The 14,246-nt window shown below is 68.5% G+C and carries 13 protein-coding genes; 6 read left to right on the top strand and 7 right to left on the bottom strand.

Features of this window, described 5'->3' with window-relative positions:
* Nucleotides 1-9: 9 nt before the first annotated feature.
* Complete coding sequence (locus IPG50_20055) at nucleotides 10-1,062, bottom strand: S-adenosylmethionine:tRNA ribosyltransferase-isomerase (protein MBK6694478.1); 1,053 nt, start codon at nucleotides 1,060-1,062, stop codon at nucleotides 10-12.
* Nucleotides 1,059-1,808 carry an SDR family oxidoreductase gene (locus IPG50_20050; GenBank protein ID MBK6694477.1) on the bottom strand — a complete coding sequence of 250 codons (750 nt, stop codon included), beginning with the start codon at nucleotides 1,806-1,808 and terminating at the stop codon, nucleotides 1,059-1,061. Before IPG50_20050 ends, IPG50_20055 begins: the two co-directional genes overlap by 4 nt.
* A gap of 94 nt (nucleotides 1,809-1,902) precedes the next feature.
* Here IPG50_20050 and IPG50_20045 point away from each other — a divergent pair, with 94 nt between their 5' ends.
* A complete protein-coding gene (locus IPG50_20045) occupies nucleotides 1,903-2,445 on the top strand; it encodes a helix-turn-helix transcriptional regulator (GenBank protein MBK6694476.1) in 543 nt (180 codons plus the stop codon).
* 102 nt (nucleotides 2,446-2,547) lie between these two features.
* Nucleotides 2,548-2,871, top strand: a complete 324-nt coding sequence (locus tag IPG50_20040) for a DUF2277 domain-containing protein (GenBank protein ID MBK6694475.1) — start codon at nucleotides 2,548-2,550, stop codon at nucleotides 2,869-2,871.
* 60 nt (nucleotides 2,872-2,931) lie between these two features.
* Here IPG50_20040 and IPG50_20035 read toward each other — a convergent pair whose 3' ends face one another.
* Nucleotides 2,932-4,485: a hypothetical protein gene (locus IPG50_20035; GenBank protein MBK6694474.1), complete on the bottom strand. Its 1,554-nt coding sequence runs from the start codon at nucleotides 4,483-4,485 to the stop codon at nucleotides 2,932-2,934.
* A gap of 2 nt (nucleotides 4,486-4,487) precedes the next feature.
* Nucleotides 4,488-6,281, bottom strand: coding sequence for an AarF/ABC1/UbiB kinase family protein (locus IPG50_20030; GenBank protein ID MBK6694473.1), 1,794 nt, complete (start codon nucleotides 6,279-6,281; stop codon nucleotides 4,488-4,490).
* Between the two features lie 116 nt (nucleotides 6,282-6,397).
* Between IPG50_20030 and glpK the strand changes: the two genes are divergently transcribed.
* The 4 genes from glpK (at nucleotide 6,398) to IPG50_20010 (ending at nucleotide 10,615) form a co-directional block, all read left to right on the top strand.
* A complete protein-coding gene (gene glpK, locus IPG50_20025; GenBank protein ID MBK6694472.1) occupies nucleotides 6,398-7,882 on the top strand; it encodes a glycerol kinase GlpK in 1,485 nt (494 codons plus the stop codon).
* 196 nt (nucleotides 7,883-8,078) lie between these two features.
* Entirely contained in the window at nucleotides 8,079-8,867 is a 789-nt protein-coding gene (locus IPG50_20020) for a hypothetical protein (protein ID MBK6694471.1), read from the top strand.
* Between the two features lie 4 nt (nucleotides 8,868-8,871).
* Nucleotides 8,872-9,549, top strand: a complete 678-nt coding sequence (locus IPG50_20015) for a hypothetical protein (GenBank protein MBK6694470.1) — start codon at nucleotides 8,872-8,874, stop codon at nucleotides 9,547-9,549.
* Nucleotides 9,550-9,586: 37 nt separating this feature from the next.
* Nucleotides 9,587-10,615, top strand: a complete 1,029-nt coding sequence (locus IPG50_20010) for a BMP family ABC transporter substrate-binding protein (protein ID MBK6694469.1) — start codon at nucleotides 9,587-9,589, stop codon at nucleotides 10,613-10,615.
* A gap of 9 nt (nucleotides 10,616-10,624) precedes the next feature.
* Here IPG50_20010 and IPG50_20005 read toward each other — a convergent pair whose 3' ends face one another.
* From IPG50_20005 to IPG50_19995, 3 genes are read right to left on the bottom strand one after another with little or no spacing between them, the layout of a single operon-like run.
* Nucleotides 10,625-11,695 carry a hypothetical protein gene (locus tag IPG50_20005; GenBank protein MBK6694468.1) on the bottom strand — a complete coding sequence of 357 codons (1,071 nt, stop codon included), beginning with the start codon at nucleotides 11,693-11,695 and terminating at the stop codon, nucleotides 10,625-10,627.
* Nucleotides 11,692-12,690, bottom strand: coding sequence for a hypothetical protein (locus IPG50_20000; protein ID MBK6694467.1), 999 nt, complete (start codon nucleotides 12,688-12,690; stop codon nucleotides 11,692-11,694). The genes IPG50_20005 and IPG50_20000 overlap by 4 nt, the downstream gene beginning before the upstream one ends.
* Entirely contained in the window at nucleotides 12,677-14,164 is a 1,488-nt protein-coding gene (locus tag IPG50_19995) for a serine/threonine protein kinase (GenBank protein ID MBK6694466.1), read from the bottom strand. Before IPG50_19995 ends, IPG50_20000 begins: the two co-directional genes overlap by 14 nt.
* Nucleotides 14,165-14,246 lie beyond the last annotated feature (82 nt).

Here is a 14,246-nt window from a genome sequence, read left to right as displayed (position 1 = left end):
GGGGCCGACCTACCGCTTGGTCGCCCACAGGAGCATGCGATCGCCGAATTCGTGCGTGCGATATCCGCCGTCGTCGGCGGAGCGCATCGCGGCGTCCAACACGCTCGCTGACGCGAAGGCTTCAAGCAGGCGTCCGTGGCTCGTCCCGGCCTCATGGAGGCCCGTCAGGACGCCGTCGACGACGGCGAGCCGGTGATCCCTGTCGAGAATCAAGCCGGTCTCGCCTTCGCCGACGTCGAGTCCGTCGCCATTGCGAAACGCTCCTTCGAGGGCGCGAACCACCGTGGTGCCGACGGCCACGACGCGGCGCCCTTCGCGGCGCGCCAAAGAGAGCGCGTGGACCGTCTGTGACGGAAGCGCATAGCGCTCGCGCAAGGGCAGGCGCTCATCGTGGGCCTTGTCGCCGATGGAGGAGAGGCCGGCGCCGTGGGTGAGCGTCGCAACGGAAACGCCCGCGTCGTGAAGGGCCATCACGGTGCTCGCCGTGAGCCCCAAGCCGGCGGACGGCGTTTCCACGGACCAAGGCCTCGCGGCGAACGGCGTCTCGATGTCCCATGCGGCGAGGGGAGCCGGCACGTGGGCGTATTGCACCGGGCGCCCGTGGCGAAACACGTAGGCCGTGAAAGCGGCTCGAGGCGGCAGTGACGCACCGCCCGGGACGTCGAGAAATTGAACGCGCAGGATGCGACGGGGATACGTCCTGTCGACGCCAACGACCTCTGCCGTCGCACCGCCGTCGAGGGCGATGGTGTCGCCCGTCGCGAGCTCGGGAGCGTCTTTGCGATGCTCCGTCGGCGTCTGATGGTCGCCGTCACCGAAGACGGCGACGGTCCACTGAGGCGCACCAGGGCCCTCATGCCGCTGCGCGAGCCGGAGCTCGCACCGCTTGCCGAAGGCGGTGGCACGGAGCGAGGCCGGCAACGTGCCCGAGTCGTTCACCGCGAGAATGTCGCCGCGCGTGAGCAGGCGCGGCAGGTCGCTCAGGCTCGCGTGGGCGACGTGGTCGCGGATCACCACGAGAACGCGAGGCTCGGTGGACGCGGGCGCGCTCGCGGGGGTCAAAGGGGCGCTCCGTGCCGATCGACGCGCTGCCCGCGAGAGCTCGTCGCGGGAGCAAACAGGTGAGCCACGAGATCGCGTGCGACCGCCGCCGGCTTTGCCAGCGCGGTGCGGTCGGCATCGGGCAAGGCCTCGGCGTGCATCCACGTGTCCATCTCGCCGGGGTCGACGCTGACGAAGCGAAGCGCCGGCCAGGGCAACTCCGCGGCCCAGACGCTCATGAGTTGATCGAACGCTGCCTTCGACGCGCCATAAGCGCCCCAGCGCGGGTAGGCGGCCCGCGCCGCGTCGCTGGTCACGTGGACGACGAGGCCACGTCGGGAGAGGTTCATGTGGCCCACGAGGGCTTTTGTGAGACGAAAAGGGCCTATGACGTTGGTCTCAAAGACCTCGCTCATTGCCTCGCAGGAGAGCTCATCGAGGGGCCGCAAGGGAACCGGCCCTAGCGAGCTGGCGCAGTGGATGAGAGCCGTCGTTGCTTCGAGCGTGTCAGCGGCGACGGCGGCGATGCGATGCGTGTCCCGCTGGTCGGACACGTCTGCGGCGAGGCCAAACACCGAGGCCCGGGGCGTCTCTTCTCGGATCTGGGCGACGACGCCATCGATGTCGCGTTGACTCCGCGCAACCAAGAGGACGCGCGCACCGCGCCGTGCGAGCTCGGCACCGAGCGCGGCGCCAAGGCCCCGACCTCCGCCGGTAATGAGGACGCCTTCGCGAAGTGGCTCGTGGGACTGAAGTGGCTGGTGCATAGGACCTCCAAGGGAGACCTTGGCGCCGCGATGCCCACAGGAGAGCCTTCGTGACAATGTGTTGGAATAAGGCCAACCTGTCGTCGCCATGAGAATGGATCTGCCGTCGCGCTTGGCGAGGAACCTGAAGCAACTTCGCGAAACGAGGGGCGTCACGCAGCAGCAGATGGCCAAGCTCGCGGGCGTGCCCCGCGCTACTTGGTCGCACCTCGAGTCGGGCAGCGCCAACCCGACGCTTTCCGTCTTGGATCGCGTCGCGGAGTCGTTGCACGTGACGCTCGAAGAGCTCGTGGCGGCGCCGAAGGCCGCGTGCGAGTTCTTTCCCAAAAGTTCGCTCCGCGTCCAGCAGCGCGGCGAGGCGCTGATCCACAAGCTTTTGCCCGATCCGATCCCCGGAGTGGAGATCGATCGCTTCGAGCTCCCCGCACGGGCGCGACTGGTTGGGGTGCCGCACACGCCGGGGTCGCGCGAGTACTTGACCTGCGAGCGAGGGCAGCTCCAGCTCGTCGCCGCGTCCGAGACCTTCACGTTGACGCCGGGCGACGTCGTCGTCTTTCGCGGCGACCAGCGCCATTCGTACTCGAATCCTGGCAGCGCCGTGGCCATCGCGTATTCGGTCGTGCTCGTGACGCGGTAGCCGCGTGGCCATGCTGCTCTGCCGCTCTCTCGAGGCGAAACGCTGTCGAGCCGCGACCGGCCGCGCTCCTCACGCGGCGAACGTCTGAGCTAGAGTAGCCGCATGTGTCGCAACATTCGCGTCCTCCACCACTTCAAGCCGCCCACCACCGACGAGGAGATCCGCGCGGCTGCCCTGCAGTACGTGCGCAAGGTCAGCGGGCTCGCGAAGGTGCCGGTCGTGCCAGCGAGTGGGGCCAACGGCGAGCGGAAGCGGGAAGGGGACGCGGAGCGGCGACGCGCGGCGAAGGCCTTCGAGCGAGCGGTCCTTCAAGTCGCGGCATCGACGAAGGTGTTGCTCGGGCAGTTACCCGAGCGCGGCGAAGCACGCACCCGCGAGGGGGAGCGCGAGAAGGCGCGCGCTCGCTTCCGCGCGCGCTCCGCCTAGTACCCTGACACTCTGAAGTCGACAGGTTCGAGTTCGCCCCGCGACGAGCGCGCTACGCCGTCAGTGGCGCCACGCACGCCCCTCGACCACCGACGCGACGCGGACGCGCGGGAGCTCATCGCCGAAGCTTCGTTGACGAAAGCGCCGCGCGGCGGCGGCGATTTCGTGCGGAGGACTCTCGACGATGAGTGAAAGCGCGCGTCCGAACTGCTCCGAGCGCACCGTGGCGGTGCCGATCTGCGCGTCCACGTCTTTGCCAAGCTCTCGGCCGACCCCTAGCAACGTGGCCCACGCGGCGTACGAATACGCGTCGAAGCGCTCGCGAAAGAGAGAGCGCGACAAGAGAAGAATGTCGAGGAGCGGCGTGCCGCCGTCGGCCATCTGAGCGAGGTGCGCCGAAAGCTCGTCGCGGGCGCGCGCTGGCAACGAGCCAAAGACGGCGCCGAGCGGGTTCTTGACGCCGAGCAAGTCGGCGAGCACCGGAGGCACGGGGACGAGCCCCGCCGTGTAGTCGATGCGGTGCTGCACCTCGTGACGCTCGACGGAGCCGGTGAAGCGACGCCTCAGCCCCAAAAACGCGTCGAGCATGGCTCGCGACCGAAGCTCGCCGTGGATGCGCTCCCACTCGTCGAGCTCCCTCCGCGGGACGCGATGGGCGAGGTCCTGTTCGTAGTTGGCTTCCGGCAGGTACCGCCCCGGAACCCGCAAGACGAGACCGAGACCCGGCAACAGCGCGACCCACTTTCGCACGAGGGCTCGCCGCTCCGCCAAGAGATCGGCGAGCCTCAAGAACTCGGGCCGCTTCGCCTCTGTCTGCAATTCGAGGCGCAAGAGCTCGCCGGCGCGCTTCTCAATGGGCTTCATCCAGGGTTCTTGGTCGGCGGCGCCGCGGTCGTCGACCAGCTCAAAGGGCTCGCCGCCCTTGAGCGAGGGGCCGATGATGGTGACGAGATCGGTCTCGACGGCGTCGAGCACGACGAGTGCGTAGGGCGTTCTTGGCCTCGTGAAGCCCAGAAAGGGGAGCTTGAGCCTCAGCCTGTCGAGTCGCCAAAGGTGGATCGCGGGAACGCGCGCGCTCTCGACCTCGAAGGTGACTTCCCGCTCGATGTAGTAGCTCATCAAGAGCGGCCGATGACGCTCCTGGGTGACGAGGACGTCGCCGTCGACGAAGATCGGAATCTTCTTTTTCCGCAGCGCTTCGTCGAGGGCCGTCGCCGCGCGCACGAAGCCGTCGACCTCCGCCGTCTTGTCGCCGCGTGCCGCTTCCACGACGTCCGCCGCGCGGAGCAGCTCCCGGACCGCTGCCGAAGCCTCGGCACCGAGCGCCGTCTCCGCGCGCGGTGTCCCGAGCTCGGCGATGAGGACCTGGCGCTCTCTGCCCTCGGAGACGAGCGCCTTTGGGAGCGTCAGGCCGAGCAATTGCCCCTCCGTCGAGTCGAGCGGATCGTAGGGCTTTTGCGCTCGGCGCCAACCGAAGGCGAGGGCACCGGCAAGGGCGATGACCCCGAGCGCCGCCGCAACGGCGCGCCGATGGCGCGTCGATGGGCCGCGGGCGCGCAGGGCCTCGAGATCCCGTTCTTCTTCCTCAAGCTCGTCGGTCGACGCCGAAGTCATGATCAACGACGAGAGCGGGGACGGGAAAAGAGCGACGAGAGCAGGAGCAGCGCGAACGCGCCGCCCGCGACATAGGCGGCGTAGCGCGCAAAGCGCGGCTCGCCGTGGAAGTGAAGCTGGAGGGCCGCCATGCCGGCGGCGATGCCGATGGCCGTGTAGATGATCTGCCGCGCCGCTGCGTAGACGGTGTGCGCGCCTTCGCTGAGACCGCGCACGCGGACCTCCATCTCGCCGCGCGTCGCGCGCGTCAGGTACTTGCGCAAGTCGTCCGGCAGCGTGATGGCTTTGAGGGCCATCTCGCGCACCGTCTCGACGGCGAGCTGCGTGAAGTCGCGGTTGCCGAGGACAAAGTCCTGCAGGTACGGCTGAATGATCGCCATCGGGTTCAGGTGCGGATCGAGGGTCGCGCAGCAGCCGTAGAGCAGGAGCAGGGTTCGCTCGAGGAGCACCCAGTCTTTCGGCACGTGAAACGCGTCTGACAGCTCGCGCAGGCCCACGTTCATGCGCCGGAGGTCGAGCAGGTTCTCGAAGCCCCGCTGCGGGTCGATCTTGATGTCTTTGAGGTTGAGGCTCTCGAGGCGCACCTCTTCCTGAAAGCGTCGGTGAAAATGTTCGATGACCCGTTCGGCCATCACCTCGTCGCTGGCGCGGGAGAGAAATCCCATCTTGCGCAGCGCGCGGATCAACCGGTCGGTGTCGCGCCGAAGGACACCTTCGAGAAACTCTGGGATCCCCTCGCGCATGTCCGTCGAGAGCTCAGCCACAGCGCCGAAGTCGAGGAGCACGATGGCACCGTCGGAGCGGACGAGGATGTTCCCGGGGTGCGGATCGGCGTGGTAGACGCCGTCGACGAAGATCATCTGGCAGTAGAGCCGTACGAGCCGCGTTGCGAGCTCGCTCTTGTCGAGGCCGAGCTCGTCGAGCCGCGCCACGTCGACGACCTTGCTCCCTTCCACGAAGGTGGTCGTGAGCACGCGCTTCGTCGAGAGCGCGCCGACCGGGGTCGGGAAGACGACCCGCGGGTCGGTGACGAAGTTCTTGGCGATGCGCTCGATGCTCTGGGCCTCGCGCTCGAAGTCGAGCTCCTGCTTGAGCAGCTCCTTCACTTCCTTGTAGTAGGAGTCGAGCCCCTGGATCGGCACGAACCACTGCACGATGGTGAGGATGCGGCGAATCGTCACGAGGTCGAGGCGGACGATGCGGTCGATGTCCGCGTGCTGAACCTTGACGACGACGCGCCGGCCGTCGGGCAGCGTGGCCTCGTGCACCTGGCCCAAGGAAGCGCTCGCGATGGGCTCTTCGTGGATGTGCGCGAATAGGCTCGCGAGGGGCTTATCGAGCTCCGACTCGATGCGTCGCTTGATCTCCGCGAAGGGCCGCGGCGGCACTTGATCCTGCAAGCCTTCGAGCTCGGAGCGGAACTCCGGCGGCAGGAAGTTCGACAGGATCGACAGGAGCTGGCCGACCTTGATGAAGAGTCCCTGCAGCTCCAGGATCGTCGCCTCGACGCGGCGCGCGTTCTTCTGGTGGACCGCCGTGATCTTCTGTTCGCGGTAAGCGCGACCGAAGAAGCGCGTCTTCAGGCCGAGCCACAGGTAGCTCGCGAGCACGATGAACGTCGTGGAGTAAGCGCGCACGAAGCGCCAGCTCGCCGACGGCGGCGGTCTCGTCGCGAGTCCCTTGCGGGCGGGCCGCACGGAGGGCGGCGGCGGGGACACGCTCCGCCGCGGCGGCGGCAGGCTCGACGGGCGCGCCTCCGGCTCACGTCTCGGCTGCTCCCCGCTGAGATTCCCCATGGCCGTGTGGGGAGGTTACCGCAAACGCCGCGGCGTCATGGGGTCCGATGCACCCGCTCTGGGCGCCGCTCGTCTCGCCCCCTCCGCGGCGTGGAAACGCTACCCTGGGCGGCGCCATGGCCAAGTACGTCCTCGCCATCGATCAAGGCACCACCGGCTCCACCGCCATCCTCGTCTCGCCGGAAGGCGAAACGCGGGGGAAAGCGACCACCGAATTTCCGCAACACTTTCCCAAACCCGGGTGGGTTGAACACGACGCCCGGGAGATATGGGCGTCGGTTGCCGCGTCGGTGTCCTCGGCGTTGGCGGCAGCGCGCGTCGACGCGCACGACGTGGCCGCCATCGGCATCACGAACCAGCGCGAGACGACGCTCGTTTGGGACAAGAAGACCGGCGAGCCGATCCATCGCGCCGTGGTTTGGCAGTGTCGTCGAACCGCCGACGTCTGCGACCGGCTCAAGGCCGAGGGCCACGCGCGCTCGATCCTCGAGAAGACCGGGCTCGTCATCGACGCGTATTTCTCGGGAACGAAGGTCGCTTGGATCTTGGATCACGTCGAAGGTGCCCGCGCGCGCGCCCAGCGCGGCGAGCTCGCCTTTGGCACCATCGACAGCTACCTCATTCACATGCTGACGGGCGGAGGCGTGCACGTGACCGATGCCACGAACGCGTCGCGCACGTTGCTCATGAACCTCTCGCGCGTCGCGTGGGACGCGAGCCTATGCGAGCTGTTCCGCGTTCCCGAGAGCATGTTGCCGAAGATCGTCGGCTCCGCGGAGCCGATTGCGACGACGCGCGGCGTTGGGTTCTTGCCCGACGGGATTCCCATTGCCGGCATCGCCGGTGATCAGCAGGCGGCGCTCTTCGGGCAAGCGTGTTTCGCCGAAGGCGACGCCAAGTGCACTTACGGCACCGGCGCCTTCGCGCTGGTCAACATCGGCGAGCGGCCGGTGCTCTCCGACGCGGGGCTCGTCACCACCGTCGCGTGGCAGCTCGGTGGGAAGACGACGTATGCGCTCGAAGGCAGCTCCTTCATCGCCGGTGCCGCGGTGCAGTGGTTGAGGGATGGCCTCGGCATCATCCGCTCGGCGGAGGAGATCGAAGCGCTCGCCGCGAAGGTGGACTCGTCCGGCGGCGTGGCCTTCGTGCCGGCCTTGGCGGGCCTCGGCGCGCCCTATTGGGATCAAGGCGCGCGCGGCACCATCACGGGCATCACGCGCGGCACCACGGCGGCGCACCTCGCGCGCGCGACGCTCGAGGGCATCGCCTTTCAGGTTCGCGATCTCTTGGCGGCCATGGCCCGCGACGCCAAGCGCGACGTGGCCCGCTTGCGCGTCGACGGCGGCGCCGCGAGAAACGACCTCCTCATGCAGTTCCAGGCCGACATCGGCCCTGTGAAGGTCGAGCGCCCGCACGAGATCGAATCAACCGGCCGCGGCGCCGCGATGCTCGCGGCCGTTGGCGCCGGGCTCGCCAAGATGGAGGACGCTTCGCGTCGCGTCCGTATCGAGCGGAGCTTCGAGCCCACGATGACGGAGGGCGACCGAGCCGCTCATCTCGCGCGCTGGAGCGACGCCATCCTTCGCGCGCGCAGCCGCTGAGGCACGCTGAGCCGACGCGCCAGCCCTCCAGACATGGCTCCAGACATGGCCCTACACGGGGCCGCATCGGCGGATCTTTCACCGGGGGCCGCCTCGTGCGATTCTGAAGCGTACTTCCCTTGCTTTAGTGCCCAGGTCGCCAGCCACGCCCGGGGCCACGAGCCTTCCCTGCTTGGTTGCCTTGAAGGAGCCGCACATGTCTGATTCCACCAGCGAAAGCCGCCCACCCGCCAAGGGGGAGCCGGTCATTCGCGACGTGCCCGTCGATTGGGAGGCGTTGGAAGACGCCTTCGAAAACAACGCCCCGGAAGTCCACAGCTACCTCCACCTCTCGACGGGCGAAGTCCTCCGAGTCGTGGATGGCGTTGCCGACCCGCAGATGCACGTTCGCATCGCGTCCGACACCAACTACCTCCGCATCGATCCGGTCAGCTCCCGCGAGCAGTATCGCTGGATGGAGCGGTACATCCCGATGGTTGAGGATGACGAGATCCGCGAGAAGCTGACCCGCGCCATCGATGGCAAAGGCGCCTTTCGTCGCTTCAAGGACGTGCTCATGTCGCACGCGACGGAGCGGGAGCGGTGGTTCACCTTCCGCAGCGAACGCCTACGCACCTTCATGGAAGCGTGGCTTAGCGCTCACGCCATCAACGTGGTGCCGCGGCCCACTTGGAACGAAGTGCCACCGAGCGTCGAGAGTGATCCCATGCCCGAAAGCGTCCCGTCGTCGCCGGACCTCGAAGGGCCGAAGTCCCAGTCGGGGAGGCGGATCCGCAGCGCCGAATCGCTCCGTCAACAGCTCCGAGAGCTTGGCGAAGCCATCGGGCCTCGCGATCTCGAGATGATCGTCTCGTTCGCCGAGTTCTTGAAGGCGCGGCGCGCCGCACGAAGCTTTGCACATCACCATGAGCACCAGCTGCAGGAGCGCGAGTCACGGACCGTCGCCGTGCCGCCCTCGACGCCGAAGCTCGAAGGCGTGGAGTAGCGCGTTGTCCCTCGCAGCGTCGGTCGTGCGCGCCATGGTTCTGGCCGCCGTGCTGGTTGCGACGCCTCCCGCCTCTGCCGACGACGGAGAGACGTGGCTCGACGGCACGGCGGTTCGCTATTACGCGCCCGAGACGGGAGGCGCTGCGAAGCCCCTGTTCCTCACGCACCGCGTCGTGGCGTTTCAGGCGAAGCTTGAGGCCAAGGGCGAGGATTCGGCCAGCGACGGCCCGCAAGAGCGGCACGTGCGCGCAGCTGTGGACCGGCTCGTCGTGGAGGGCATTCTCTCGGCGCTTCCCCGCGAACGAGCCTCCGACGCCAAAGAGCTGGCGGCCCTCATCGCGCTCTTCCGCCAGGCTATCGTCGAGCGCGTTGGCGAGGCGACGCTCACGGAGCTGGCCCGCAGTGAAGGTCTATCGTCGGGCGAGGTCGACTCGATCCTTCGCCATAGGGCCCGCGCGGCCCTCTACGCCGACCGCGCCCTCGGCGCCGTGCTCTACCCGTCGGAGGACCAGCTCCGCGACGTCTTCCGCACGGCGCCGCACCCCTACCGCTCGCGCGCCTTCGACGAAGCGCGCGCGGCCTTCACCGTTTGGTTCGTCGAGGAGCGGCTGCGCGCCCTGGAGACGGCATTTTTGCAGGCGGCGCGCTCGCGCATCCGCGTGCTCCCCGTGAGGCGCTAGCCGTGGCATTGCTCCTTTTGGTGGGGTTGGCGCCGTGATGCCTCCCCGCGCTGCCCTTGTTCGTGTGGCCGCGATCACCGCTGGCCTCCTGCTCGCCGCCGCCGCCGTCTCGTTTGTTCCGCCGCGGCGCGCGACGCCGAGGAGCGAAGGGAAGCTCAGGGTCGGGCTCGTCCTCGACATCGGCGGCCGCGGCGACAAGAGCTTCAACGACGCTGCCTATCGCGGCGTAGAGCGCGCTATGGCCGAGCTTGGCGCAACGGTTGTGACCATCGAGCCTGCGTCCAGCGAAGATCGTGAAGCGGGCCTGCGGCTCTTCGCGGCCCAAGGCATGGACCTCGTGGTCGGCGTGGGGTTCATCTTTTCGCATGACCTCGACGTCGTGGCGCGCGCCTACCCAAAGGTGCGTTTTGCATGCATCGACTACGCGCCTTCTGCCGCGCCTCCCGCCAACGTCAGCGGGCTCGCTTTTCGCGAGGAGCAAGGCTCGTTCCTCGTGGGCGCCGTGGCGGGCCTCGTCTCAAAGACGAAACACGTGGGCTTCGTGGGCGGCATGACCATCCCGCTCATCAAGAAATTCGAGGTCGGCTACGCCGCCGGCGTCGCCGCCAGCTGCCCTTCCTGCGTTGTGCACGTGGCCTACGCTGGCTCGACGCCGGAGGCCTTTAAGGACCCGTCAAAGGGAAAGAGCCTCACGGTCGCGCAGATCGGCGCGTCCGCTGACGTCATCTTCCACGCCGCTGGCGCCACCGGGCACGGCGTCTTCGAAGCGGCGCGCGACGGCCGCGTCTTCGCGATAGGCGTCGACTCGGATCAGCACGACGAGATGCCCGGCACGGTGCTGACGAGCATGGTGAAGCAAGTCGACGTGGCGCTCTTCGAGACGATTCGCGCCGTCGGTGAGGGCCGCTTCAAGGGCGGCATGTCGACCTTCGGCCTCCGGGAACACGGCGTCGACTACGTTCACGAGGGGCCCCACGGCGCGCTCATCCCGCGGGAGGTCGTGCTGCGCGTCGCGGCGCTCAGAGCGGAAGTCGAGAGCGGGGCTCGCCCCGTGCCGGAGCGCTAGCGCGCGCCGTCACTTCCCGCAGGAGACCGTCCCGATGGGTTGGCAGATGCCGTTGCAGCACTCTTCCTGCGTGATGGGACCAGGCCCATAGGGCAAGAAGCCAATGACCGGCCCCCCACCGCAGGCGCGCTTGCACATGCCGCAGTTGAGCTCGCTGAAAAGAAGATCGGCTTCACAGCCGGTGCCCTTGGTCCCAAGGTGGAGGTCGTCATCGCAATCCGCGAAGCTGCCCTGGCAGCTCGACCACCGGCACTCGCCGGCCTGGCAACTGACGCCAGTGGCGTTGTCGGGGCCTCGGAGCGTGGTGCAGTCGACGCAGCCGACGCCGCAATGCGTGGCGTCGCTGTCGGGCACGCAGGCGTTGCCGCACTTGTGCGTGAGCTTGTCGCACTCGACGCCGCAAATGCCGCCGCTGCACGTCGCCGAGCCGTTGGGTGGGGAGGGGCAAGTCTGGCCGCCACCGTCGCCGCCGCTGCAGCCCCCGCAGTGCCTTGGGTCGGTGGTCTTGTCGATGCAGCTCCCAGTTCCGCAGTTGAGGAGCGGCGGGGTGCATCCGCCGACGCAGTTCCCCACGGTTCCCGTGAGTTCACACAAGGGCAAGCCGGGCGCGCACTTGACGTTGCATCCGCCGCAGTTGTTCGGATCCGAGAGGCCCGTCTCGCAGCCGTTTTCCGGTTTGCCATCGCAGTCGGCAAAGCCCACCTTGCAGGTTGGCTTGCACACGATCGCGCCGGCGTCGTTCCCGGCACAGGCGACCGCGGTGGCGTTGTCACCGGAGCACGCTTCGCACGTCGTTGAGCCACACCCGAAGTTCGGGTCGACGGGGTTAACGCAGGCCTGGAAGCTCGCGCAGAGCTTCTGGCCCGGTGGGCAAGTGAGCGCCGAGTCGATGAGCGCGCCGCCGCCGCCGTCGGAGACCGGCGTGACGTCCCCCGTTGACGCGTCGACGGTCACGACGTCGGCGGAGCCGTCGGCCGCCGCCGAGACCAAGAAGCCCTCCTCGTTGCCGAGCAGCGAGTTGCATCCGGCGAAGGTGACGAGGGCGCACGTGGAGGCGAGCAGCGTTGCGCGAAGGCTCATTGGAGCACGCCTCGCACCGTCAGGCCGGCGCCGCCGGGGAGCGCCACCGGCGCGAAGCCCACGTTGGCGCGCTTGGCGTTGGGCGCCGTGAAGAAGAGGACGGCTCCAGCAACCGCGATCGGTGCGCCAACGGCCACGAAGACCGTGGAGAGATTCCCTGCAGAAAGAGCATCCGCCCTTGCGGCCACGCCTTGCGCGTCGCACGAGCGGTTGTCTGGCTTGCAGTGGTCGTCGCCTTCGCTCTTCTTCGACATGGACAGCAGGCCAAAGACCCCGCCGACACCTAGGCCCGCCACGCCCAGCGCGCCAACAATCAAGCCCGCGGTCCGTTGAGTTGCGCCGCGCTCACTTCCTTCGGGCACCTCAGATGCAGCCGCTGCGCTGGGCGTAGCAACCTGTGACGGGGCAGCCACCGGCAGGTCTTCGAGCTGCGGGACGCTGAAGCGCGCCGCGCCGCCGTTGGGTGGAATCTGCACCTTTCCCGACCAGGGCTTCTTGCCTGGCGCCGTCACCTCGACGGCGTGCTCCCCCGGGTCGACGGGCAACGCGAGGCCCCACTGCGCCTTGCCGACGACCGTCGAGCTCCGCTTCACGGCGAGGCCTTCGAGGGACGCTTGCGGTCCCTCGACGACGACCGTCAGGCGCGAGAGCTTGGGTTCGAGCGCGGCGGCGCGGGCGCGCGCGTCGCTCTCGCGAGCGGCTTGGCCGGCGGCCTTCGCCTGAGCCGCGACGTCGAGGAACGCAGCCCACGCGCTGGCGACGCGTCCGAGCTTCTCGTAACAGTCGCCGAGGTTGTAGAGCGTTCCCATGCCCGGGTCTTGCCGCTGACTCTCCTCAAACTGAGGGCACGCCGACGCGTAGTTGCCTTGCGCGGCGAGCTTCTTGGCTTCGTTGAAGAGCGCTTCCGCGGCTGCGGCGTCACCGGCGAGGGCGACCCGGGGAGCGAGAAGACACGCGAGCGCGCCGAGACCAAGAAGCCATCTATTTGCGATCATCCCAGGAAGCTTTCTGCGGCGTTTGAGGAGCGGCGGGCGCGGCGCCTGAGGCGGGGCGCTTGGGCCTTATGGGGCGAGCCGATTCAGGCGAGGACATCGGTTTTCCAGCGCTCGCTGCGAGCGGCGCGGGCGCCGTGGCGGTGGCGGCCGCTTGCGCTGTCGACGAAGGTTCTGCGACCGAGGGTGCGGCCGCCGGTGTCGGTGCGACGGTGGCCGGCGGCGCCGGTTGCGTCGATGCGGGAGGCGCGGCCCGCGCGGCGACGGAGTCCTGGGCCACCGCGCCCCGCGGCGCTCCCCGCAAGAGCACAAACGCGCCGCCGACGAGCAAGAGCGCCGCCGCGCCGCCACCCACCAGGAGCGCCGTGGGCGAACGCTTGGCCTTCGGTTGTTCGTTGCCCCACGACGAAACGGTGGCGCTGACGGGGCTGGCGCTTCGCGCGCCCTTGCCCGAACCGGTGGCCGAGGCGCCGGGAGGCGCCGGCGCGTTCGAAGCGCCCGCCATCGCCGCGGCCACCACGTCGCGCTCGCTCGTCGTGGAGGCTCGTCCTGCCGCAAACGACGCCGAGCGGGCGATGCGCCGCGCGGATTCCTGTCCCGAAGGGGACGAGAACGGGACGAGCAACGCGGCGAGCTCGGCGACGTTGGCGACGCGATCGCCAGGCTTCTTCTCGAGGCACCGAAAAATGACGGCCTCGAGCTCCGGCGGAACATCATGACGCACGGACCCAATCGACGGCGGCGTGTCTTGAATGATCGACGCGCAGACCTGCGTCATGGTCTCGCCAATGAAGGGTGGCCGTCCGCAGAGCAGCTCATACAGGATGACGCCGACGGCCCAGATGTCGCTGCGAGCGTCGGCGTCTTTCGTCGCCCGCATCTGCTCCGGCGACATGTAGAGCGGCGAGCCCATGACGGCCTGCGTGCTCGTCATGCTCATGCTCTCGGCGGGCCCACCGCTGAGCTTGGAGATGCCAAAGTCGAGCACCTTGACGACGGGGACCCCAGAGGCCGAATGGGTCAGGAAGAGGTTCGCCGGCTTGAGATCACGGTGGACGATGCCAAGCGTGTGCGCTTCGGCGAGCGCGTCGCACGCCTGAAGGACGTGGTCGACCGCCTCAAGGAAGGGGAGGGGCCCGCGCGCTTCGAGCAGCTGCTCGAGATCTTGCCCCTCAAGAAATTCCATCACGATGTAGGGAGCGCCCGAGTCGAGCGAGCCGACGTCGTAGACGCGCACCACGTGCTCGCTGCGGATCTTGATGGCCGCGCGCGCCTCTCGCAAAAAGCGCGTGACCGCCTCGCCGCCATTCGGCGAGCTCTGCGTTGCACCCCGCAGGAGCTTGATGGCGACGCGCTCCTCGAGCTGGAGGTGGGTGGCTTCGAGGACGACGCCCATGCCGCCTTCGGCGATGAACCGCTCCACACGGTACTTGCCGGCCAGGACTTCTCCCGCCTGAGGCGCGTCGGGCGACTTCAAAGAAACCTCCAAAAGGGCCGCGTCGATCCACGAGCGGCAGCGCGTAAGTATCGCAAAGGCCCTTCGGCACCGCAAGGAAGGG

The organism is Myxococcales bacterium (assembly GCA_016703425.1).
In the GTDB taxonomy this organism is placed as follows: domain Bacteria; phylum Myxococcota_A; class Polyangia; order Polyangiales; family Polyangiaceae; genus JADJCA01.
The sequence above is the reverse complement of the archived record's forward strand: the minus strand, read 5'-3'. Positions and strand labels throughout refer to the sequence as shown.